Annotated in this window: 19 protein-coding genes; 13 read left to right on the top strand and 6 right to left on the bottom strand. The window is 41.1% G+C overall.

What is annotated here, in order from left to right:
• Together glgP and ACR2F7_RS08570 are read right to left on the bottom strand one after the other, a co-directional pair.
• Nucleotides 1-1059, bottom strand: a 1059-nt coding sequence (glgP, locus tag ACR2F7_RS08575) for an alpha-glucan family phosphorylase (RefSeq protein WP_432713164.1), incomplete at its 3' end; no start/stop codon positions are given.
• A 72-nt stretch (nucleotides 1060-1131) separates the two neighbouring features.
• Nucleotides 1132-1893 carry a hypothetical protein gene (locus ACR2F7_RS08570; protein ID WP_432713163.1) on the bottom strand — a complete coding sequence of 254 codons (762 nt, stop codon included), beginning with the start codon at nucleotides 1891-1893 and terminating at the stop codon, nucleotides 1132-1134.
• A gap of 191 nt (nucleotides 1894-2084) precedes the next feature.
• Here ACR2F7_RS08570 and ACR2F7_RS08565 point away from each other — a divergent pair, with 191 nt between their 5' ends.
• Both ACR2F7_RS08565 and ACR2F7_RS08560 read left to right on the top strand, forming a co-directional pair.
• Nucleotides 2085-2327 carry a hypothetical protein gene (locus ACR2F7_RS08565; RefSeq protein ID WP_432713162.1) on the top strand — a complete coding sequence of 81 codons (243 nt, stop codon included), beginning with the start codon at nucleotides 2085-2087 and terminating at the stop codon, nucleotides 2325-2327.
• A gap of 10 nt (nucleotides 2328-2337) precedes the next feature.
• Nucleotides 2338-3489: a hypothetical protein gene (locus tag ACR2F7_RS08560; RefSeq protein ID WP_432713161.1), complete on the top strand. Its 1152-nt coding sequence runs from the start codon at nucleotides 2338-2340 to the stop codon at nucleotides 3487-3489.
• A 240-nt stretch (nucleotides 3490-3729) separates the two neighbouring features.
• On the opposite strand, the gene ACR2F7_RS08555 is transcribed toward ACR2F7_RS08560, so the two are convergent.
• Nucleotides 3730-3957 carry a hypothetical protein gene (locus ACR2F7_RS08555; RefSeq protein ID WP_432713160.1) on the bottom strand — a complete coding sequence of 76 codons (228 nt, stop codon included), beginning with the start codon at nucleotides 3955-3957 and terminating at the stop codon, nucleotides 3730-3732.
• A 451-nt stretch (nucleotides 3958-4408) separates the two neighbouring features.
• On the opposite strand from ACR2F7_RS08555, the gene lspA reads away from it, so the two are divergent.
• The 6 genes from lspA (at nucleotide 4409) to ACR2F7_RS08525 (ending at nucleotide 13288) form a co-directional block, all read left to right on the top strand.
• Nucleotides 4409-4930 (top strand): signal peptidase II, encoded by a 522-nt coding sequence (gene lspA / locus ACR2F7_RS08550; RefSeq protein WP_432713159.1) that lies wholly within the window; start codon nucleotides 4409-4411, stop codon nucleotides 4928-4930.
• 41 nt (nucleotides 4931-4971) lie between these two features.
• Nucleotides 4972-6285 carry a serine/threonine protein kinase gene (locus ACR2F7_RS08545; RefSeq protein WP_432713158.1) on the top strand — a complete coding sequence of 438 codons (1314 nt, stop codon included), beginning with the start codon at nucleotides 4972-4974 and terminating at the stop codon, nucleotides 6283-6285.
• An 11-nt stretch (nucleotides 6286-6296) separates the two neighbouring features.
• Nucleotides 6297-7238 (top strand): hypothetical protein, encoded by a 942-nt coding sequence (locus tag ACR2F7_RS08540; RefSeq protein WP_432713157.1) that lies wholly within the window; start codon nucleotides 6297-6299, stop codon nucleotides 7236-7238.
• A gap of 90 nt (nucleotides 7239-7328) precedes the next feature.
• Nucleotides 7329-8441 (top strand): PP2C family protein-serine/threonine phosphatase, encoded by a 1113-nt coding sequence (locus ACR2F7_RS08535; RefSeq protein ID WP_432713156.1) that lies wholly within the window; start codon nucleotides 7329-7331, stop codon nucleotides 8439-8441.
• Between the two features lie 76 nt (nucleotides 8442-8517).
• Complete coding sequence (locus ACR2F7_RS08530; protein WP_432713155.1) at nucleotides 8518-12489, top strand: FtsW/RodA/SpoVE family cell cycle protein; 3972 nt, start codon at nucleotides 8518-8520, stop codon at nucleotides 12487-12489.
• 7 nt (nucleotides 12490-12496) lie between these two features.
• A complete protein-coding gene (locus tag ACR2F7_RS08525) occupies nucleotides 12497-13288 on the top strand; it encodes an FHA domain-containing protein (RefSeq protein WP_432713154.1) in 792 nt (263 codons plus the stop codon).
• A 196-nt stretch (nucleotides 13289-13484) separates the two neighbouring features.
• Here the strand turns inward: ACR2F7_RS08525 and ACR2F7_RS08520 are convergent, their stop codons facing one another.
• Complete coding sequence (locus ACR2F7_RS08520) at nucleotides 13485-14858, bottom strand: NAD-dependent succinate-semialdehyde dehydrogenase (protein ID WP_432713153.1); 1374 nt, start codon at nucleotides 14856-14858, stop codon at nucleotides 13485-13487.
• Between the two features lie 47 nt (nucleotides 14859-14905).
• On the opposite strand from ACR2F7_RS08520, the gene ACR2F7_RS08515 reads away from it, so the two are divergent.
• Nucleotides 14906-15772: an aldose 1-epimerase family protein gene (locus ACR2F7_RS08515; RefSeq protein ID WP_432713152.1), complete on the top strand. Its 867-nt coding sequence runs from the start codon at nucleotides 14906-14908 to the stop codon at nucleotides 15770-15772.
• 140 nt (nucleotides 15773-15912) lie between these two features.
• Nucleotides 15913-16896 (top strand): sensor histidine kinase, encoded by a 984-nt coding sequence (locus ACR2F7_RS08510; protein WP_432713151.1) that lies wholly within the window; start codon nucleotides 15913-15915, stop codon nucleotides 16894-16896.
• Here ACR2F7_RS08510 and ACR2F7_RS08505 read toward each other — a convergent pair.
• Nucleotides 16893-18476 (bottom strand): malate:quinone oxidoreductase, encoded by a 1584-nt coding sequence (locus ACR2F7_RS08505; protein ID WP_432713165.1) that lies wholly within the window; start codon nucleotides 18474-18476, stop codon nucleotides 16893-16895. The two genes, ACR2F7_RS08510 and ACR2F7_RS08505, sit on opposite strands and share 4 nt — an antisense overlap.
• Before the next feature lie 226 nt (nucleotides 18477-18702).
• Here ACR2F7_RS08505 and ACR2F7_RS08500 point away from each other — a divergent pair, with 226 nt between their 5' ends.
• Complete coding sequence (locus ACR2F7_RS08500) at nucleotides 18703-18999, top strand: hypothetical protein (protein WP_432713150.1); 297 nt, start codon at nucleotides 18703-18705, stop codon at nucleotides 18997-18999.
• Here ACR2F7_RS08500 and ACR2F7_RS08495 read toward each other — a convergent pair.
• Nucleotides 18968-20164: a metallophosphoesterase gene (locus tag ACR2F7_RS08495; protein ID WP_432713149.1), complete on the bottom strand. Its 1197-nt coding sequence runs from the start codon at nucleotides 20162-20164 to the stop codon at nucleotides 18968-18970. The two genes, ACR2F7_RS08500 and ACR2F7_RS08495, sit on opposite strands and share 32 nt — an antisense overlap.
• Nucleotides 20165-20193: 29 nt before the next feature.
• On the opposite strand from ACR2F7_RS08495, the gene ACR2F7_RS08490 reads away from it, so the two are divergent.
• Together ACR2F7_RS08490 and ACR2F7_RS08485 are read left to right on the top strand one after the other, a co-directional pair.
• A complete protein-coding gene (locus ACR2F7_RS08490; RefSeq protein WP_432713148.1) occupies nucleotides 20194-21408 on the top strand; it encodes a Pycsar system effector family protein in 1215 nt (404 codons plus the stop codon).
• 25 nt (nucleotides 21409-21433) lie between these two features.
• Nucleotides 21434-22294 carry an SdiA-regulated family protein gene (locus tag ACR2F7_RS08485; RefSeq protein WP_432713147.1) on the top strand — a complete coding sequence of 287 codons (861 nt, stop codon included), beginning with the start codon at nucleotides 21434-21436 and terminating at the stop codon, nucleotides 22292-22294.
• Nucleotides 22295-22302 lie beyond the last annotated feature (8 nt).

Raw genomic sequence — 22302 nt, 5'->3', positions numbered from 1 at the left:
ACGCCTTGCCCAAACAATGGTGAGTACTTCAGGGTCGAAGAGCTTTCCACATTGGTCGGCGACGGTTTTAAACAGCTGCGCTTTCATTTCCTTTTTCCGCAGGCTGATGGCGCTGTCATTGTCTGCGCTAATGGCAGTTTCTAAAATATCATCTTGCCAATAGGTTTTATTCTGTGCATTGGTGATGGAGATGATTTTGCATATATTGGCATTTCCCTGCCACATATCCCGGGCTACAATTCCGTGGAGTTTTGAAACGCCGTTTGCCTTTCTGGCAAAGAGTAAGGAGGCCAGGGTATAATTCAATCGGTCGCCCTCTATTTTAAGGATATGTTTAACCTCGTGGTCTTGTAAATGGTAGAAGAAAGACATTTTTTTAAGCAAAGCAAAATCATGCTCTTCATTGCCAGCGGCTTCCGGCGTATGTGTGGTAAACACTACACGTTTTTTTACTTCTTCTAAACTTTGATGTTTAGCATAGAGGTAAAAGTTAAGAGGCAAGGAATGGCCTTCATTCATGTGGTAGACATTAATATCTAAAGCCAGAAGATCCATAAGCATGGCTCCGCCGATGCCTAAAACCATGGATTGGGCAATTCTAGTGGCTTCGTTAGAATCGTAGAGGCGATGGGTTATGGCACGTGACTGTGCATCGTTGCCTTCAACATCTGTACTCAATAAAAATAGAGGGGCAGATTTAAATGTTTCTGATTCCAGTAAATATGCTTTAACGCGTACTGGAGCACTATGGATTTCTATGGTAAAAACAATGCCGGTATCTTTTAAAAAGGAGTAGTTCTTTTCAATGAAAAAAGGTTTCATGGTGCCGTCGCCATCGCGCAGCTGATCGTAATAACCATATTTCCATAACATACCCACGCCAATGGTAGGGTGTTTTAATTCATAAACGCTGCGTAAATGCGATCCGGCAAGGAACCCTAATCCTCCACTATAAATTTTCAGGGATTGATCTATGGCGAATTCCATAGAGAAGTAGGCGACAGTATGTTTGTATTGAGGAGCTGGCTGGTAGCCAAAAATCTGGTCTTTTGATATCATTTTATAGGGTAATTGATTACGTTAAATGGCCTGGGCGGCTAATGTGTTGAATTTATGGTTTTTACCTGAAAATTAACGGTTTTGTTTAATTTGTTCCAGCCTGATGCGTTGTTCTTCCAGGCGACCAGCAAGCTGCGCCCTTTTTTCATCGGAGGCATCATTGTCGACCGCCGAGTGCTCAATCCATTGCTGGTATTGCTTTTCCTGCTGATCTGCATTTACATCCAGGTTTCTTTGTAATCTTTCGCGTTTTGTCCTCAGGTTTGCCAAAGTAGCGTTCCAATCTGCTTTTTCTGCACCCTGTGCTTCCAGGTATTTCGTTTCTGCAACTTTAATAGCTTCAATAGTTTTGCTCAGCTCGGATTGTGCAGGTATAAATAGCTCATCCTGCACATTGAATCTTTGGATATCAACAGTATAAGGCTTCAACACCGTGTCGACAGGGGTCTCCCAGTCTTCCCATAAATGGGCAATTAATACAGACTTTCCTTTTGGGATATTAGAAGAAACCTGGTCGAGGTAGTCAGAAACTTCTTCTGCTTTGAGGGTTTCACTGGCAGATCCGGCAAACATACCTCCGGCAACGCCAACAATGAAGCCCAGGGGACCTGCAAGCAGGCCTATTAAGCCACCAATTAAGCCGCCACTTACAATTCCAGTACCTTCAGCAGCATCTTTTGCAGAGCGGATAGCGGTTTCACCGGCTTCATTTTTAGTCAATACATAGGTTTCCCCTAAAGATACATCTTTAGATAAGTCTAGTTGCTGTAAAGCCTGTAATGCGGTAAAAGCCTCAGCTTCACTGTTGAAGAGGGCTTGTATCATTTTTTCCATAATATTTATTGCGCTTTGATACGTTAACTACAATTTAAAGGAACAATTGGTTTTAAATCGCTGTAGTTACCTATGCCTATCTTTTTGTATTTAACAAAAACATCACCAATGCGAACTTGTTAAAACACATATAAACATTGTTTACCGAATGTTTGCTTCAGGAGCCAAATGTTCATTTATTAAAAAAAAATATGGCAAAACGTAAAACTGGATTTGTTCCTCCAAAAGGAAAACCCACAGGAAGCGTAAATGATACACATCATTTAAAAGATGCCTTCGCTGCAATAGACCCAGAGCAGGAAAGAGAAATTGCTGTGAAGTATACAAAGGACGATGCTGATGAAATTGCAGAAAATGTACACGTAAGGCATGTTAACCGTAATTTGAATAAAGGGGAGCAGTTTGATGAAAATGGTAACATTATTAACCGTTAAACATTAGGAAATGGACATTCTATCAAGAGAAGAATTAAAGGAACTCATTAATTTTCATGGTGATCATTGTGCCTCCATTTACATTCCGACGCATCGGAAAGGCGTTGCCGTTAATGAAAAGCAAGATGCCATTATTTTTAAGAATGCTTTGCAAACCACTAAAAACCTCTTAGAAGAAAGAGGCTTAAAAGCACCGCAAATAGAACAATTGTTAAGCCCTTGCTTTGATTTATATAAAAATAGTGTGTTTTGGAATAACCAGCAGGAAGGGCTGGCCGTCTTTCTGGCTGCGGGATTCTTAAAAGTAGTACAACTACCAATTAAGGTCATTGAAACCACTTTTGTGAATTCTTCTTTTTTAATAAGTCCTTTATTGCCTGCTGTCATTAGTCATAAAGAATTCTACCTGCTATTATTGAGCAAACATGATGTTAAGTTTTTCCAGGGTAATGAATATGGCCTGCAACGACTTGAAGTGAGTGGCTTGCCCAATGGCCTGGATGATGTGGTGCATTTTGAAGAAAAGGAAGATCAGGATTTATTTAGGCGCGGCAGTGGTGGTGGTGATCGGTTTGGCAGTTTTCACGGACAAGGGGAGCAACTTGACAACAAGGCCAACATTGCCCTTTATTTTCAGGAAGTTGATAAAACCTTGTTTACAGAAGTGCTGCACGATAAAAATAAACCTTTATTACTGGCAGGAGTAGAATATTTGATTCCTATATATAAGGGCCTTAGTAAATACAAATATATTACTGAAACTGCACTAACCGGTAATAAGGCTTATGAAGATTCGCTTGCCCTTTTTCAACAATCAAAAGCATTGCTGAGTCCCTTTTTTGAACAGCAAGCCAATGCAGCATTAAAAAATTACTATAACCAGATAGCGACTTCTAATACCTCATCGATGATTGAAAAGATTATCCCTGCAAGTTACAATGCGCAGGTATCAGATTTGTTTATTTGTGAAAACACCCATATATGGGGCAAATATAATGAGTTGGAGCAGACCGTTGAAATTCATGATAAAAAGCAAGCCGGGGATATTTGTTTGTTAAATAAGGCGGCCGCGAGGACTTTTATTAACGGTGGAAATGTATATGTGCTTAATAAATTAAAGATGCCTAAAGAAAGTGTAATTGCGGCAACCTTTAGGTTTTAAGTGCTGCAGCAACAGGAAGAATATTACTGATGAGGAGGGTTGAGTTGTACCTATGCCAAAGCAGGGTGGGGTTGTAGCTTATTTTCCCGCTGTTTTGCTTCCTTTTTTTTCTGCTCCTCCAATAACCATCAAAATTCCTTTAGGCGTAGGGCATAGATTCCGATCTAATTCCTGATTAATTTGCGCTTTATCCATTACGACAGTTTAATAGCTTATTTTACAGGAAGGACATTTTTACTATTATATTTTTTTTAATAAGGTGTTGCTGCTTTGCTTAAGGCTATCTAAGGTTACTTTTATAGTCTTAATGGTTTCTTCAGGTGTGATGTTTACCTTTTCCTGATGTTTTTCTAAGGGTCTAACAATTTCCTGGGGTAGGGCTTTATCTTTTGAGGCTGAAAAGATAAATGGAAAACAGACAATCAGTGTCCCATAAGTGAGTTGTTTTAAGTAAGGTAATGTCTTCATAAGGTTTAATTTCCATGGTTAAACCAAATTAAATGCCAAAAATTGATATTACGCAGTTGCACTAATATATTGCTACAAAGAGCGTTGTGACTGCAATACTTGCTTTAGGCTTTAAAATGCACACCCATTCATTTTATTTATTCTGAACAAGTAATTTGATCAGTTTTTGTAGCTTAATAGTTAATTGTATTTCTAGATGCATATTCTCTTGTTTACAAAAGAAACTAAGGTGTATTTAAAAATGTAGGCTAAGTTGCGTACAGAATGTATAACAGGTTCACAAATAATGCATTTTAAATCTGTATCTTACCTCGTTGTTAGGTAAAGGTAAAGGTTGTGTTTAAAGCAATACAGCTTTGTCCATTAAATCTATCATAATTTATGGAAAATAAAAGGTGTTAACGAAATTTGTATCCACAGTAAAGCGTTTCTATCCATATCTCTTCTCGACATGAAAACAAAACAATTGATACAAAAGATGTTGCTGCTTTTGCTTATTGGCTGCAATGTAGGTTGTGATCAGGTCAGTAAATCTATTGTAAGAAAAGAACTGGGCGATCAGGAGCAGATTAGGCTGTTTGCTAACCACTTAACCTTGTTGAAAGTGGAGAATACAGGGGCTTTTTTAAGTTTTGGCGAGACCATGCCTGAGGAAGTGAAATTTGTTTTCTTAACCTTCCTTCCCTTACTGCTATTGGCTTATGGTATTTATGTGCTGCTACGCAGACCACAATTGCAAAGGGCTTATGCCATAGGACTTTGCTTTTTGATTGGGGGAGGTTTAGGCAACCTGTACGACCGCCTGTTGCATGGCTCTGTAACAGATTTTCTGCACCTCAACATGGGTTTTTTTGAAACCGGGATATTTAATCTCGCTGATGTCTCTGTGGTGATTGGCACACTTTTGCTCTTCATACAGATCTACAGCAAAGAGCAGCCACCCTGGTATAGTAGAGTCACAACATTGAAATAAGCAACAGGTAGAATGGAACTAAAATTGTAGTAACACATTAAATGAGTAAAGTATTTACGATAACTGAAGGCCTGGAAAACATGGGTGCACTCCGTACGGGAGGGCAGGGCTCAGTATACAAAGGTAGACGTACAGGCACCATTATTACGGCAGTTAAACTATTGCCTACGCCCATTCATACCGAAAGTGCTGAAGACAAAAACTTCCGCAACTTCCAGAATGAAGTGGAAAAGTTAAAAAAAGTAAATGAACAGCCTAATCCTAATGTGGTTAAGATCCTTAACTCTGGCATTACGGAGAGCGGTTCTTTTCCATTCATCGAGATGGAATATATTGACGGGCCTGATTTGGAAGACCTGTTGAAGCCACCTCATGAGCCTATTTTTCCCATTAAAGAAGTCATTAAAGTAGCCGAACAGCTGGCCAACGCCCTGGCACACTGCCATAAGCTTTCTGTTAAACATGGCGATATTAAAAGTAATAACGTTAAATTCAATGTCCATTCCGGCAATTATGTGCTGCTGGATTTTGGCTTATCAGCCATGACGGATGACCAGCGCCGAACCAGCATTCAGCATGCTGGTGCCATAGAATTTATGGCACCAGAGCAGAATGACGGACAGCTGTTGCTGCAAACCGACATTTATAGCTATGGCATTATTCTTTTTGAATTATTAGCCGGTCAGGTGCCTTTTCCTTTAACCGATCAGGGGCAGAAATCTAGAAATGAACTCATGCTGGCACATATGGAACAAGATGTTCCGGGCATCATGACGCTGCGCCAAAAGAACCTGCCAGATAGTTGGTCTGACCAAAAGAAACACCATGAAATGCAGGTGCCACAATGGTTACTGCAGGTGGTAGAAAAATGTTTGCAGAAGGACCCCTTAAACAGATTTGGCAATGGGGTAGAGCTGCAAGATTTTATAACCCACAACAGCATCTCTGTATCCATGGATCAGGTGGACAAAGAATGGAGCAGCGCGCCAATTACTACGGCACAGGAACTTGTTCAAATTGAAGATGCTGATACGCCGGATACCATTCGTATTTCAAGGCCTTTGTTTTACGTGATGCTGGTTTTATTTATCGTCATGGCCGGAACCCTTGGCCTGCTGTTATTTGCAACTTCAGCGCCCGATAAAGAGCCTGTTGAGCAGGTGAGACAAGAAACACCTACAGAACCTGAAACCAGGACGGTGCCGCAAAAGGTAGTGGCGAAACCTGAAGACGCTGACCTTGACAGCCTGCTGGATACCTCAGTAAGGGTAGAGCCTATAGAGAAAAAACCTGCTATTAAACCTACCGTCAGAGATACTACAAAATTAGATTTAGATACAACCGTTTATTTTTAGTCAGCTACACAATGGAACCAAAAACAACTTTCTGGCAACGTATTGGTCTGCAGGATCTTTTTTTGCCGGGCGAAAAAAGCAAAGGTGGAAAAGTGCTTACCCCCGACAGCATTTATAAATATATACTGGAGAAATTCAAAGAATCTGTGCGCGAACTTTCCTTTGCTGAACGCATTGTTTTTTATCACGAATACATGATCTGCTTTAATGCAGAAGATTACAAGCAGTTTTTAACGCAAAAACAGGGCTTATTCGGCATCATCGTTGATGAATCCGTAAAGCAGTTTTACCAGGTGTTGAACAACTACGAAAAAGAAGGTAAAAAAGTACAGCCTTCGAGTTCTAAATGGGTATTCCGATTGGTTTCTCACCCGGATTATGAAAGAGGCGATATTGGTTTTATAGGGAAATTACTTCCCGGAAGTTCTATAAAGGAAGATAACCTGAGGGTAACTTTTATTCCCCGACAGACCGGTGTAGTGCAAACTTTTGATGTGAATGAGGATATTTTAAAAGGCTTTACGTATTACAGTGAGGGTTATTATGAATTACCTTATCAAAGAGAAGGTGAAGCTGAGCAACAAGAAACGGTAAAAAAACCGAAGAAAGTATATGCGCGCCTGGATACCATTATGCCAGATCAAAAATATTCAGGCAAGAAGTTCGAGTACCTGATGAAAGATGAAGATATTATTGTTTCTGGTGCTGAAGAAACAAGAGAGGAGCCTCATGTTTTTAAAATCCCGTCGGATTGGGTAGATGCACCACATTTGCGCATCAGGTTTAATGCTGCCGATGGCAAACTGTACCTGGCTTCTTTTGGGGAGAAAACCATCATCAATGAAAATGAAGTGATGCGCAGTAACATCAATGCTCCAGTATGGATGGAATTGCCTATCAACTCGAAAATTATGCTGAATGGCATTATTGGAATAAACATATTTAAAGGATAATCAGGATGTCGCAACTTTTGACATGGGCTTTGCTAATTCTTTGTATCAGCTTATTAGTGAACCATTTTATGGATATTAAAAAACACGGTGATGGACAATAATTTATTTGGCCAAACAGATATTGGTAGAGTTAGGGATAACAACGAAGACGCTTTTTTAGCGGAAGAGTTGTTGCATAGTGGCTTTATTTTAGGCTGTGTAATTGATGGTGTAGGTGGTTATGAAGGAGGAGAGGTAGCTGCCGCAATTACGAAAGATTGTATCAGAAAGAACCTTTTTAATGTAAGCTCAACAGACCTGATTTCCAGGATGATTGGCACCCTCAAGCTCGCTAACGATGAGATTTATAACCGTAAACAGCTAGACCCTGCCCTCGAACAAATGGCCTGTGTGTTGACACTGGTACTGGCCGATGTAGAAAATAATAAATTCTATTACGCACATGTAGGCGACACCCGTTTATACCTGCTTCGTGATAAAGTTTTGGTTAAAATTACAACAGATCATTCTTTTGTGGGCTTCCTGGAAGATTCCGGTCGCCTTACAGAATCTGCGGCCATGAGTCACCCTAAAAGGAATGAAGTCAACCAGGCCCTGGGTTTCAACAATACCGAATCGCTGAAAGATGATTTTATTGAAACCGGGGAGAGTCCTTTTCTGCCTGGCGATACGCTGCTGCTCTGCAGTGATGGCTTAACCGACAGGATCGACAAAGACAAGATTACTGTTATTTTAACCCAGCATGCCACCCTTCGTGCTGCTGCAGGTTCTTTAGTGGATGCGGCAAATGAAGCTGGTGGCCAGGATAATATTACTGTTGTATTGGTTAAAAACAATACAGCACCCTTAAAACATGAGTTTGCAAAACCTTTAAGCAGAACGGCAACAATGGCGCCTCCAGTACAAGTGGCAGCGCCACCTGCAGTAACGCCAGCACCTGCAAAAGGAACCAAAACCCGGGGATGGGTAGTTTTTCTCCTGGTTATAGTCGTCTTACTTTTAGGCGTTATTGCCTGGATGTTTTGGCAGGTTAATGAACTGCAGAAGAGAGCCCGTACCATCACCCCTGTTTTTGAAAACCCCTGGGTGCTTCCTCCTGCAAATGAACAGGATACCATCAAAACTCCATTGCGCGATAGCGTATATTATAAAGATAGTATTCCTGCAAATTATAAAGATACGATTCCTAAAATGCCATCATAAGCGTAAGGTTTCAACTTATTCCTTATCGTTTATAAATGTTCATAAAAAGAATTACTCCCTCAGAAAATAAAGCCCAATGCAACAAGAAAGACTAAGTAAATATCAACCCGGAAATGGAAAGCGGCGTAAGGAACGCCTGTTTATTGGCCTTATTTCCGTTGTCTTACTGTTGTTGTTTTTTAAATTGTTTGGTGTTTTACAATTTCGCCTGGAAGGAACAGAAAGTAAACTAGCTGAAGGCAGCATTGTTAACCTCAATGGTCCTGAGCCGGTAAAGGCCATTAGAAAAGTGTTATCTACAGGTAATTATGACCTTGATAAACAGGATATTGCCTATGTGTCTTCTATTATGGATAGCCGCCTGCAGGTTGGGGAGCCCTTTAGAAATATTGGGGAGCTGAACAAAACTAAATTTGATGTCTCTGCTGATGAAGCCTATGCCAAAGGGGGACAATCCTTTAAAAAGAGGGTGCTTTTATCAAGAATGCTCTTAGGTTTTAATACGGAAGGGGGCATTTTATACGATAAGGAATTGGCTAGTCCGCAATTTTTTCCGGCCAGCATTGACCTTCATGCGGGAGAACATTATATTGATGGGGAGGTGCAACAGGAGGAAACTCCCGTTGCCGGTGTATTGGTAAGGCTGGAGATGATCATCCCTCAAGACAGCATTCAACTAAAACCACTAACCGCCTATGTGCGCACAGGGGCAGATGGACGTTTTGAATTTAGAAACCTGGCGGCCGACAGGTCATATGAGATTTTGCCCTTGCGGCCGGGTTTTGAATTCGGCAGCACCCAGGGTATCACCGTATTGAACCGCGATCGTTCCTTTACTTTTAACCAACGCCCGCATCACCTGCATTTACTTTCCTCAAGAGACTTTAGCACCATTAAAGCAGACGGCGCATTTATTGTACGCACACCTGATCAGTTTTTTAACGATTTTTATAGCATTGCCGGTGGCTTTATCCTTGCTTTTTTAATTTTACACCTGCTGCTGTGCTTCAAAGCACCCTTTGCAGATCAGTTTATTTTACCACTGTTAATGGTGTTAACGGGCTTATCGCTGCTCACTTTATTAAGTTTGCAAGACCCATTAAGGGATCGTTTCCTTGCCATCGACACCGTTATTTATCTCGGCATTGGGGTATTGATCATGGGCATTATGCTCTTCATCAATTTACGACCTTTCAATGCCGATTCTAACCTGTACAGGTTATTTGTTTTTCGCAAAAACAGAAAGGCAGCAAATGGCTGGCCATGGATTGTGTTGGCAATTATGCTCCTGCTGGCTACTATTATTCTAGGCTCCGGTCCTGAGGGCAGTGGTGTTAAAGTAAACCTGCTGGGCATTCAGCCAAGTGAATTGGTTAAATACATGATTATTCTGTTCCTTGCCGGCTTTTTTGCCTTAAATGAACGTTTTATCTCTGAATATTCAAGTTGGCAAAAGCGCTGGGCATTTTTCTCCTTTGCCCTCATTGCCATTATCATCACTTTACTGCTTTTCTTAGCCCTGGGAGATTTAGGGCCTGCCATTGTTATCTGCTTTACTTTTATCATTCTTTTTTCTTTTTCCAGGGGAGACTTTATGACCATGGCCAGCTTTGTGGGCATCTATGTATTTGTCTCTTTCTTTGTAGATAATGTGTGGATTGCAGCGGCTATTACTTTCGGGTTATTGTTCGCTTTTCAATTCTTTAAGCGCAACCAGGCCAGTGAGTCTGCACTGATGGCACTAATTGTCATCACAGCCTTTCTGACCATCGATAAATTGCCTTTTTTATCGCAAATAGTCCCTGGTCCTGTAGAGCGTTTAACAGATAGGAAGGCGATCTGGCAGGATGCATGGAATAATGAAGTTTATGGGGGCGACCAGGTTGCCAATGGTTTATGGGCAATTTCAAGTGGTGGTCTTGCAGGTCAGGGTACAGGTGAAGGTTTTGCTAAAACCATCCCTGAAGCACATACAGACATGATTTTACCTGCTATGGGCGAAGAATTTGGCTGGGCAGGCATGGTGTGTATTTTTGTGTTATTTTTGATTTACCTGCACCGATCCATCCTCATTGGCAGGCAAACGGGCATGCCTTTCTTATTTTATATCTGTGCCGGTATTGGCATCTGTACTTTTATTCAGTTTTTATTGATTGCCGGCGGGTCTACAGGGGCATTGCCCTTATCGGGTGTATCACTTCCATTTGAAAGTTATGGGGGTTCATCACTAGTGATTAACCTGGCTGCAGCAGGCTTTTTACTTTCTGCTTCAAAAATACGGGGTACCGCAGTGCAGTTGGAATACCTTAAAAAACAGCAGGATTCTAACCTTGTGCCAGCCCTGGCTGTTGCTAGTATAGGCATTATGGTGCTGGTGGTCAATATTGGGGTTTATGCATTTTTTAATGATGCGTGGATTGCCAAGCCGGCCCTGGTGGCCGACCGCAGTGGCATGCGGATGTTTAGTTATAACCCCCGTATTGGTATTTTAATGCGCAGGCTGGCATCTGGAAATTTATACGACAGGGCAGGGGTTTTATTAGCCACCAGTGATCCACAGCTGGTTGTAAAACAACGCAAATTATTGGCCGCCGCAGGCGTGGGAAATTACGATCTTGATTCGGTGATGCATAAAAGACCAAAACGTTTCTATCCTTTTGAAGCGGAGATGTTTTTCTGGACTGGTGATGCCAATACAGGGGTTTTTACCGGCGGCACCAACGGGTATTTTGGCGAGTATGAACATGCTGCGGAGTTACGTGGTTTTAAAATGCCCATCAGCAATTACAATGTAACGGCTTCCCGTTACCGTGAAGACCGTTTCTTGCCACGTGGCGTTAAAGAAATGGCCGTGCAGCAAAGAGATTTTTCTGAATTGAAGTCATTGCTGCTCTCCGGTCTTGATACTGCACAAATTGCGGCCTTGAAGCGTAAAAATCGCGATGTGAAATTGTCGGTTGATGCCACGCTGCAAACTACTATACAGAAATCTATTGCTGCCGATACTGCTTTGCACGATAACAGGGTATCTGTAGTCGTGATGGAATCTGCCACAGGCGATGTTTTAGCTTCTGCAGCCTATCCCTTACCTGAAGTGCGGAACTGGGAACAGCTGAATTTAAGCAACAAAGAACAAAATAAACTTCCCGGATGGATTACGAATGCTGATCCTGGTTTTACTATCGCTACACAACCGGGCTCAACGGCAAAATTGGCCACGGCCATGGCATCCTTCAATAAATTGGGTGCTGCAGCACTCAAAAGAACCTTTAAGGTAAGCGCCTATGAAAGAATAAGGACCAAAGGTTATGAACCTGATGAAACGGGGATCATTACGCTGGAGAACGCCATTGTTAAATCTAACAACGTTTATTTTATTAAACTGGCCAATGAAGAGCACCTCGGTGAGGAAATGGGTAAGGTGTATTTAAAAACAGGAATGTTTCTGCATGGTGTGGGCGGCTATTATTATAACCGTAAACCGGTCAATGCAGCACAGGAAGAAAAATGGTTTGACCTGTGGCGAAAAACAGAATTTAACAGCCGGTATAATCCTAATAATATCCATAAATACAGGGCAGTAGGACTATCGGGTATAGCCTGGGGACAGGGGGAGCTGATTGCTACACCTGCTTCGGTAGCGCGTATGGTATCTGGTATTGCCAATAATGGTAGCCTGGTGCCTAATCGTTTTGCCATTAACATCAGCGGAAATACGGTGCCCGTAAAAAAAGGGGTAGATTTAGTAAAAAAGCCAGCTTATGCCGCTTCACTTCGTACCTTTATGATTGGGCAGAGTGCGGGTAAAGAATGGATATTGAAGGCAAAGGTGGGCGGTAAAACCGGTACACCAGAAAGAATTTGGAAAGGACAGCAGATCAACGACGGATGGTATGTGTTTTTTGCACCGCTCCCTAATGGAAAGGGCAATACGGTGGTCTGTATCCGTATAGAGTCTACCAAAGGTTCATCAGATGCGGTTAGGCTTGCAGGTAAACATGTTATTCCATATTTGTTGCAAAAGGGTTATATGATGAACATTAAATAAAATCAAGATGTTTAATTTTTTTAAGAGTAGTAAAGAAGATCAGCCCCTTGATGTAAAGGTGGTGAGAGAGCATATTCTGCAATTTATAAAGGAGGAGCTGCAAAAGTCTGAAGGCGGTGAGGGAGCCAATATCCACACTTTGATTTTATATGCAGCACCCGTACCCAACGATAAACATCTTTATGAGGCTGCCTGTTATGTTTCGGAACCAGAAAGGTTAAAACAGGAAGTGCAGCGTATTGCAGATAACTTCGCTGTCAACTTACCTAAAGACTGGCAGCTGGAGTTTCATGTGGTAGAAAATTTATTGAATTGTGGTATTAAATACGACAGTCTACCTTTAGAGCTATGCATAGAAACAACACCGGTAGCCCTTCCTGAAGTGCACGTGGTGAAGACTGATGCCATTTTAACTGTCATTAGTGGACAGGCAGAAGAAAGTAGTTATACTTTAACCAGCAAAGACGGCAGGACAAACATGGGACGCGAAAAAAACACAACAACGAGCGGTGGTTCCATCCGTGTCAATAAAATAGCTTTCCCTGAAGATGCAGAATTTGTAGGCAATAGATTTGTGAGCCGCCAGCATGCCCACCTGGAGTGGGATGATAAAAAAGGTGGATTTGTATTGTTCGCCGACGAAGGTGGTGTACCCCCGGGAAATAAAACTAAGGTGCAGTCGCTCGGCGATGAAGGGCAGGTAAAGTTGAACTCTACCCAGGTTGGTCATTTTCTAAAAGATGAAGATCAGATCATTTTAGGGGAGTCAGTAGTTCTCCAGTTCAACTATAAAGGATAAGTAGCTGATCAATAACTTATATAAGGCATTAGGTCCGCTACTGCTATGGATCTCCTGCGGGAATTTCCGAAGCAAACCCGGAGGAAGTCCCTTGCAGCTCCGTATTTTTTACGGACTATAGGTTAGTTAACCCTTATCAATCAGTAAACTTTGGGTAAGGAAACAGTTAAGTGATCACTCCACTGTTTCCAGTTTTTTATCTAACGTAAACCGTTTTGATATTGACAAATTCACGGATGCCGAAGATGCCAAGTTCACGGCCATAGCCACTTTGTTTAATGCCACCGAATGGTAAACGAGGGTCAGATTTGACCATGGAGTTGACAAAACAAGAACCCGACTGAAAGTGGTTTCTGGCAATAAGTTCTCCCCTTACTTCATTGCGGGTAAATACGGCAGTACCTAATCCAAAGGGGGAGTCATTGGCAATTTTAACAGCCTCTTCACCATTTTTTGCCGTAAAGACAAGGGCCACAGGACCGAATATTTCTTCACTGTAGGCGGGCATACCTTTGGTAATACCGGTTAAAATAGTTGGGGTATAATAGGCATGGTCGCCTTCAAATTCCGGAATCTCACCGCCGAGGATACATTGTGCACCAGCATTTATATTATCAATTACCTGCTGGTGGAGCTCGTCGCGCAGGTCTTTTCTTGCCATAGGACCTAAATCAGAAGTCTTTTCAAAAGGATCACCGGTTTTCTTAGCCGACATCTTTTTCACGAAAATTTCAAGAAACTGATCGGCAATACTTTCTACCAGGATAAAACGTTTGGCAGCAATACAGCTTTGTCCGTTATTGAGCAAACGGCTTTCGGCACATACACCAGCAGCATACTCCAGGTCGGCATCTTCTAAAACAATATAAGGGTCGCTGCCACCCAATTCTAATACTGCTTTTTTCAAAAGCCCGGCAGCTTGTTTGGCCACTTCCATTCCGGCGTTGGTGCTTCCTGTTAAAGTTACGGCCTTTATAACGGGGTTTTCAATAATGTTTTTAATGCTGGCACTGTCGGTTACCAGGGTTTGAAAAGCATAGTCCTGCAGTCCTGCCTCCAGTAAGATATCTTCTATAGCCAGGGCACAGCCTGTTACATTAGAGGCATGTTTAAGTAGAGCACAATTGCCGGCCATTAAGCCGGGGGCGAGAAAACGAAAGGCCTGCCAAAAGGGAAAGTTCCAGGGCATGATGGCCAAAATAACGCCCAAGGGTTGAAAGCTGACATAGCTGCGTGTAGCCTCGGTGGCAATCTGATCATCCTTGAGAAACTTCTCCCCATTTTCTGCATAGTATTCGCATACTTTAGCGCATTTCTCAATCTCATCCATGCCTTGTTTTAGGGGTTTACCCATCTCCAGGGCCATCAGTTCTGCCAATGCAGGTTGGCGTTTGCGCAACACTGCGGCAGCATTTTTAAGCAGCACAGCACGTTCTTTAAAAATAGAATTTCGCCACAGTACAAAGGCCGCCTGTGCCTGTTCAATTTTCTTATTTATAGTTGCAGGAGTATCTTTTTTATAGGTTTTAATGACTTCGCCATTTACCGGATTGATTGATTGCATGCTCATGTAATAAATTTAGGCATTATTGAACTAATTTTCTACATTTAAAGCCTATGATTTTACTGCAGAACGAATTTATTAAAGCCACTTTTATTCATAAAGGCGCAGAATTAAAAAGCCTTGTGAGCCAGGAAACCAAGCTGGAATACATGTGGAGTGCCGATCCTGATTATTGGGCTAAAACAAGTCCTGTTTTATTTCCCATTGTTGGTGCCTTAAAAGAAGATTCTTATACCTATCAGGAAAAGGAATATGCCTTATCCAGGCATGGTTTTGCGCGCGACATGAATTTTTCTCTGCAACAAATCAGTGACGAAGAAATTTTATTTAGCCTCGAGGATAGTCAGGAAACCCTGCTCCATTACCCATTTTCGTTCCAACTAGGCATCAGGTACAAGTTAGCGGGAGCAAGTTTAACCTGCACTTACGAAGTACTCAATAAAGGGACAGCGCCCATGTTATTTTCTATTGGTGCCCACCCTGCATTTGCTGTGCCCTTGACAAAAGAACATCAGTATGCAGACTACTATTTACTTTTCAACAAAGATAGTGAACTACGCACGCATCAAATTGAAGGTAACCTTATTGGCACCCATACTGCGGTTATTGAACTTCAAGAAGGAAAGCTGGTCTTAGCACATGACTTGTTTAAAAAAGATGCGCTGGTGGTTAAAGAGCTAAAAAGTGATCGTATTTCACTGCTGAATACCAAGGATGACCATGGCTTGCATTTTGATTTTCAGGACTTCCCTTATTTTGGAATCTGGGCAGCAAATGAAGCAGATTTTGTTTGTTTAGAACCCTGGTGCGGTATTGCCGACAGCGTAAATCATAATGGTAAACTGGAAGATAAAGAAGGAATAGTTTCCTTAATGCCTCAAACACAATGGAAAAGGAATTGGAAAATTTCGATAAGCTGATCTACTTAACATACAAATTATTGCTATATTTGATAGGTTTCATTTACGAAGTATAGTTTATGGTTAATTCTTATAGTTTGCCTGCTGATACGATATACGATTGGTTTTCCAAGATAGCAGCTATGTCCTTAAATGTCCCTGTGGCATTCATTACGTTCAGGGAACCGAATAAATTACTGTTAAAATCATCATTTGGTGTTAATCCAGAGGAAATAGGTTTCGTCAATGAAGAGAGGTCTTCCTCGGTTACCATTAATGGTTTTGATGTTCAGTTTTTTTCTTCAGCACCACTGGTTTCTTCCACGGGTGTCGTTTTTGGTGATTTATGTATTGTAGATCAGCAATCAAGGGAAGTTACAGAAAGAGAGGAACAATTGCTACAAGAATTTGCCCATATGACTTATGCCTATATGGAAAGCCGTATAGAAGTAGCTTTAGCAATGAAACAGCAAAACCAGTTGCTGCAGATGGCTGCGCATGATTTAAAAAATCCGCTGACCACCATTCCTGTACGTGCAGATTTAATTAAACTTAAGAAACATGATCCTGAAGCTGTAGACCGCATGTGTGACCAGGTGAAAAATGCTGGCTTGAGCATGACCCGCATCATCGATGATTTATTATCAGCTGCGCGTTATGAATCAGGGAAATTTACTTTATATACCCTTAAGTTAGACTTTGCTGCCTTAGTAGCCCAGATTGTAGATGTTAATGAAACCCTGGCCAGTCATAAAGGGCAGACCCTTACCTTGCAGGTTAACAACAGGCCTTTTGTACATGCTGATGAGCAGCGTTTAACAGAGGTTATAGATAACCTGATCAACAATGCTATCAAATATTCACCAAAAGGAGGGCAGATCAATGTAATTGTAGCTCAACAAGATGGTAGAGCCATATTGCAAGTCCAGGATAATGGTCCCGGACTTACGAATGAGGATAAAGGGGGTATGTTTCTACCCTTTTCAAAACTGAGTGCCCACCCAACAGGTAATGAAACTTCTACGGGTTTGGGTCTTTCCATTGTGAAACAACTTGTTGATGCTCACAACGGACAGGTTTGGGCAGAAAGTGATGGAGCCGGTAAAGGCTCCAGTTTTTTCGTTGAAATTCCTTCTTTATATTAAACAGGTAAGTTTATACCTTCGGGGTGTAAATTCAGGGCATGTGTAGTTTGCGTTCTGATTTTTTCACTCAATGCAGCATCCTTGCTTAAAGACTGTCCGTAGGTAGGTATCATTTTTTGAAGCTTCTGTTGCCACTCAGCAGTTTTTAATTGCTCAGGGAAACAACGTCCCAATAAATTAAGCATAATAGATACTGCTGTAGAAGCACCAGGTGAAGCACCCAATAAGGCAGCAATAGAGCCATCAGCAGCACTCACTACCTCTGTACCGAATTCTAAAACACCACCATGTTCAGCATCTTTTTTGATCACCTGCACACGCTGACCTGCATTTTCTAATTCCCAGTCTTCCATTCTTGCGTTTGGCAGGTATTCTTTTAAAGCACCCAGGCGTTCATCATCAGATTGTCTGATCTGGTTAATTAAATATTTTGTAAGCGGGATGTTTTTCAATCCTGCGGATATCATAGGATATATATTGTCGGCCTTGATAGATAGTGGTAAATCCAATAAAGAGCCTTTCTTCAAGAAACGGGTAGAAAAGCCAGCATAAGGGCCAAATAACAAGGCCTTTTTACCATCAATCATACGGGTGTCAAGGTGGGGAACAGACATTGGAGGAGAGCCTACCGATGCTTTACCATAAACTTTTGCGTTATGGCGTTCTATCACCTCAGGGTTTATACATTTTAACCATTGTCCACTCACCGGGAAACCACCAAAGCCTTTACCTTCAGCGATATCAGATTTTTCTAACAGCGGTAGAGAACCACCACCAGCACCAATGAAAACAAACTTTGCTTTAACTACTCTTCTTTTGCCGGTCGCCTCGTTTCTTACTTTAACTTCCCAAAGGCCGTTAATCTGGCGTAGCTTTTTAACTTCATGGTTAAAGTGAAGTTTAACATTGCTTTTTGTTTCCAGTGAACTGAACATCATATTGGTCAGTGCACCAAAATTAACGTCTGTACCTAAAGTCATCCTGGTGGCTGCAACAGGTTCTTCTTCAGACCTGCCTTCCATCACCAAGGGAATCCATTCTTCGAGCACTTTGCGCTCTTCGGTATAAGTCATGCCCTCAAAGAGATGGCATTTTTGAAGCTCTTTATATCTTTCTTTTAAAAAGGCTACATTTTTTTCGCCCCACACAAAACTCATGTGAGGAATAGTTTTGATAAATTTTTCTGGTGAATCAATCAGCCTGTTCTGAATAAGGAAGGACCAAAATTGTTTTGATACTTCAAAAGATTCTGCAATCTTAACTGCTTTTGTAATATCTACGGTGCCGTCTGCACGCTGAGGGGTGTAATTTAGCTCACAGAAAGCAGAGTGACCTGTACCTGCATTATTCCAGGCGTCAGAGCTTTCTGCTGCTGCTACATCTAAACGTTCAAAGATCTCGATACTTAGATCAGGATTTAACTCTTTTAACAGTACACCTAAGGTGGCGCTCATAATGCCCGCACCAATTAACACTACATCCGTGGCTTCTTCAGAATTATTTATTATGCTACTCATGTCTTTAGTTGAATTAAACAAAAATACATAAAAACTTTTTTCGTGGCTTTGTCTTTTAGTAATGTTAACGCCATATTCTGAAAAAAATAGTTATGCAAAAAATATTTTTGTGAATTGTTTCTAAGTATTTCTTGTTTTAACTCACTATAAATCAAGGTGTTGATCTATGAGGACGGGTGTTTTTAGCTAACGTTTATTGACTGTGAATGAATTATTTTAAAAAAAAAGTAAAAAATATAACCACTGTAACAATAAAGAAATATATTTTTACAATACTAAACCGAATATTATGACTTACAAATACAAAATTGAGGAGTTTCTGGAAAATCTTCCTGTAAAGCAAAACAAGATCCTGGTTAATCAAATTCCAGAGATATTAGGGGTATCTTACAATACCTTCCGTAATTATTGTAAAATACCTATAAACAGCAAAAAGGACATGCCCTATGAGTGTGTGCGCAAACTGGAGATTCTCTTTGGTATGACACAGGGCGAATTAACCAATGTACCTACTGTAGGAGAACATTATATGGAACTGGTGAAGAGAAATCCGGTTAGGAAAGAGATGGATGTTTTTTCAACGTAATCACGGTAATTTCCGGCCAGATGCCAATTCTTCCGGAGAAGCCTAAAAAGCCAAATCCGCGGTTGATATTAAGGTAGCGGTTGTTTTCTTTTTTAATACCCGCCCAGTGGGCATAGCGGTATTTTACAGGACTCCACTTGATGCCAAAGGCTTCCAGGCCAAATTGCATACCATGGGTATGCCCTGATAACGTGAGCTGTATTTTTACAGCGAAATTTTTAACCTGCTCTTCCCAATGTGATGGATCATGTGAAAGAAGAATTTTGAAATCATTAGAATCAACATTATTTAACGCTTTTTGGAGATCTCCACGCTCTCCAAAACCTAACCCCCAGTTCTCAACGCCTGCTAATACAATTTTTTCGCCGTCTTTATGAAGATGGACATGCTCGTCTAATAACAGTCGGAAACCTAATGCTGCATGATGGTTTTTGAGCTGCTGTAAGTTCTCGCGCTTGTTGGCTTCACTTTCCCATTTTACATAGTCGCCATAATCATGGTTGCCTAAAATGGAAAACTGGCCGTAAGGTGCTTTGATTTGTGAGAAATAGCCGATCCAGGGCAGGATCTCTGCTGCTTTATTGTTGACCAAGTCACCCGTAAATACAAATAAATCAGAGGCTTGTTTGTTGATCAGGTCTATGCCCTTTTGGATAGCTTTGGGGTTATTGAAACTCCCGGCATGGATGTCGGAGATCTGGGTAATGGTAAAACCATCGAAGCTATCTGGAAGGTCATCAAAGTACAGATCATGCTTGATAACCCGGTAAGCATATTTCCCTTTACTCATGCCATGTACAAACAAGAAAAAAGTGAGGATGGACAGCAATGAAGCAAAGGCTACCCAATAGAAATTTCTTGGATGGTGGATCAGGAGCCTATAAATATCACCGGGAATCAGGATGATGACAAACACAATTTCTATACACAGCAGGATCAGAAAGGCATGGGTAGCAAATTTAAAAAAGCTGTCCATGCCACGGCTTTGGATTCTTTTGATGGCATAAATCAAGGAAATAGTGATACCTGCAATAAGGAGCCAGAACGAAAGTTCAAGCAAGGGACTGTTACTGTAGGTCTGTAAGCCTGATAAGACATATACATGGAGCAGGAGAAATAAAAAGAGAAGGGCCAGTATGATGAAGAAGTTGAATTGTTTTTTCATAATTTTTAATAATCACAAAAATACATTTAATGCTTTATATTTATGCCATGAACTATATGGACGCATTAGATCAGGTTAAAACCTATGTAACGGGACTTTTTAAAACAACAGCAAGGGAAAAACTATTTTACCACAACCTTTCTCATACAGAGAATGTAGTAGAAAATGCCGTGAAAATGGCTAACTATTATCAGCTTTCAGATAGGGAAACTTTTATACTTTCTGCCGCCTGCTGGTTCCACGATGTTGGTTATTTGCAGGGTTTTGACGAACATGAGCGCATAGGTGCAAAAGTGGCCAATGATTTTTTACTGGAGAAAAATGTAGGAAAGGACATTGTTGATGAGGTAGTTGCCTGTATTATGGCCACTAAAATGCCCCAGCAGCCGCAGGGACTTTTGCAGGAAATTATGTGCGACGCTGACCTGTACCATTTAGGAACACCCTTATTTAAAGAAATCAATAAAGAACTGCGCAATGAAATGGAGCTCATGTGTAATAAACACATCAGCAAGGAAGCCTGGCGTGAACAGAATATTAATTTTCTCCAGGGTCATCATTTCCATACCACCTATGCCCAAAAATTCCTTCAGGCAGGGAAAACAGCCAATATAAACGCCCTTCTCAAAAAGGCATCTTCAGTAGCCGACACAGATACAGAGGTGAAAAAAGAAGAGAAGAAAGATAAGGAAGTGAAGAAAGAAAAGAGTGATCGCCCAGAAAAAGGGATTGAAACGATGTTCAGGATAACTTCTACTAACCATCAGCGGCTGAGTGATATGGCCGATAATAAGGCGCATATCATGATCTCTACTAACTCAATTATTCTTTCTGTGATCCTGAGTATCTTGTTGCGAAAGTTAGAAGATAACCCTCACCTGATTTTACCCACCTTAATTTTGCTCATCATCTGTGTGGTGACCATGGTATTCTCCATTTTAGCAACGCGGCCAACAATTCCTTCAGGTACTTTTACCGAAAGTGAAATCAAAGCCAAAAGCGTCAATCTTTTGTTCTTTGGTAACTTTTATAAAATGAGCTTGCCAGATTACCAGAAAGGCATGTTAAAGTTAATGGATGACCGTGATTTTCTATACGGAAGTTTAATTAAAGATTTACACAGCCAGGGGGTAGTACTTGGCCGTAAATACCGACTATTGCGTGTAGCTTATAATGTTTTTATGTTTGGAATTGTTGCATCGGTTTTGGCGTTTATGATTGCCATGTTATGGATAGCGATTTAATTTTAATTAAACCAGAGAATGAAAAATGCATTATAAAAGCCAAATTCTTTTACCTGTCATATTGCTCATGTTAGCACTGGCCTGTAAACCAGCTATAGATAAATATACATCACCACCGGGTTATAACCTGAAGAAACCTGAAAAGTTTAACATGCCAGAAAGCTTGCTTGAAATTAGCGGCATTGCCTTTCACCAGGGAAAAAGCGATACTGTTTATTCTGTACAGGATGAAAATGGACGTATATTTAAACAGATCTGGGGGCAAAAAAAACAAACAAGCCTGAAGTTTGCTAAAAAAGGTGATTATGAAGACCTCACTATTTTAAAAGACAGCGTATTTGTGTTGAAGAGCTCAGGAAGCCTTATCGCTTTCCCTTTGTCGGCCATGGAGCTGAAAGAAACCGAACAGGTGAAAGAGTGGGGGAAAATACTTCCGAAAGGCGAATACGAAAGTTTATATGCTGACCAGGAAAAACAATTGTTATATGTCATCTGTAAAGATTGTAAGGTAGACAACAAAACAAAGAATGCTACCGGTTATGTATTACAATACAAAGGAGGCAGTGAGGACATGGAAATCGCGTCAACTTTCATCATTTACGGACAAGAAGTTGAAGCTTATGGACCAGATATTAAATCGGGTTTAAAAACATCGGCACTGGCACAAAATCCTCGTACAAAAGAGTGGTATATCCTCTCTTCGGTTCATAAATTGTTAGTCATTGCTGCTGCAGATTGGAAAATTAAAGCCGTTCATGCTTTGCCGCCCAGTACGTTTAACCAGCCTGAAGGAATTGCCTTTGACAAGGAGGGCAATTTGTTCATTTCCAATGAAGGAGATGAGATCAGTTCTGGCAATATCCTAAAGTTTACTTACCAGCCTTGATCATAAAA

This window comes from Pedobacter sp., from assembly GCF_045628745.1.
Classification (GTDB): domain Bacteria; phylum Bacteroidota; class Bacteroidia; order Sphingobacteriales; family Sphingobacteriaceae; genus Pedobacter.
Note: the sequence above shows the minus strand (reverse complement) of the source record. Positions and strands in the feature narration are given on the sequence as shown.

What these genes read in the sequence shown, in the direction of transcription:
- ACR2F7_RS08570 (WP_432713163.1), bottom strand. Translation starts at nt 1,893, where the DNA reads ATGGAAAAAATGATACAAGCCCTCTTCAACAGTGAAGCTGAGGCTTTT.
- ACR2F7_RS08565 (WP_432713162.1), top strand. Translation starts at nt 2,085, where the DNA reads ATGGCAAAACGTAAAACTGGATTTGTTCCTCCAAAAGGAAAACCCACA.
- ACR2F7_RS08560 (WP_432713161.1), top strand. Translation starts at nt 2,338, where the DNA reads ATGGACATTCTATCAAGAGAAGAATTAAAGGAACTCATTAATTTTCAT.
- ACR2F7_RS08555 (WP_432713160.1), bottom strand. Translation starts at nt 3,957, where the DNA reads ATGAAGACATTACCTTACTTAAAACAACTCACTTATGGGACACTGATT.
- lspA (WP_432713159.1), top strand. Translation starts at nt 4,409, where the DNA reads ATGAAAACAAAACAATTGATACAAAAGATGTTGCTGCTTTTGCTTATT.
- ACR2F7_RS08545 (WP_432713158.1), top strand. Translation starts at nt 4,972, where the DNA reads ATGAGTAAAGTATTTACGATAACTGAAGGCCTGGAAAACATGGGTGCA.
- ACR2F7_RS08540 (WP_432713157.1), top strand. Translation starts at nt 6,297, where the DNA reads ATGGAACCAAAAACAACTTTCTGGCAACGTATTGGTCTGCAGGATCTT.
- ACR2F7_RS08535 (WP_432713156.1), top strand. Translation starts at nt 7,329, where the DNA reads ATGGACAATAATTTATTTGGCCAAACAGATATTGGTAGAGTTAGGGAT.
- ACR2F7_RS08530 (WP_432713155.1), top strand. Translation starts at nt 8,518, where the DNA reads ATGCAACAAGAAAGACTAAGTAAATATCAACCCGGAAATGGAAAGCGG.
- ACR2F7_RS08525 (WP_432713154.1), top strand. Translation starts at nt 12,497, where the DNA reads ATGTTTAATTTTTTTAAGAGTAGTAAAGAAGATCAGCCCCTTGATGTA.
- ACR2F7_RS08520 (WP_432713153.1), bottom strand. Translation starts at nt 14,858, where the DNA reads ATGAGCATGCAATCAATCAATCCGGTAAATGGCGAAGTCATTAAAACC.
- ACR2F7_RS08515 (WP_432713152.1), top strand. Translation starts at nt 14,906, where the DNA reads ATGATTTTACTGCAGAACGAATTTATTAAAGCCACTTTTATTCATAAA.
- ACR2F7_RS08500 (WP_432713150.1), top strand. Translation starts at nt 18,703, where the DNA reads ATGACTTACAAATACAAAATTGAGGAGTTTCTGGAAAATCTTCCTGTA.
- ACR2F7_RS08495 (WP_432713149.1), bottom strand. Translation starts at nt 20,164, where the DNA reads ATGAAAAAACAATTCAACTTCTTCATCATACTGGCCCTTCTCTTTTTA.
- ACR2F7_RS08490 (WP_432713148.1), top strand. Translation starts at nt 20,194, where the DNA reads ATGCTTTATATTTATGCCATGAACTATATGGACGCATTAGATCAGGTT.
- ACR2F7_RS08485 (WP_432713147.1), top strand. Translation starts at nt 21,434, where the DNA reads ATGCATTATAAAAGCCAAATTCTTTTACCTGTCATATTGCTCATGTTA.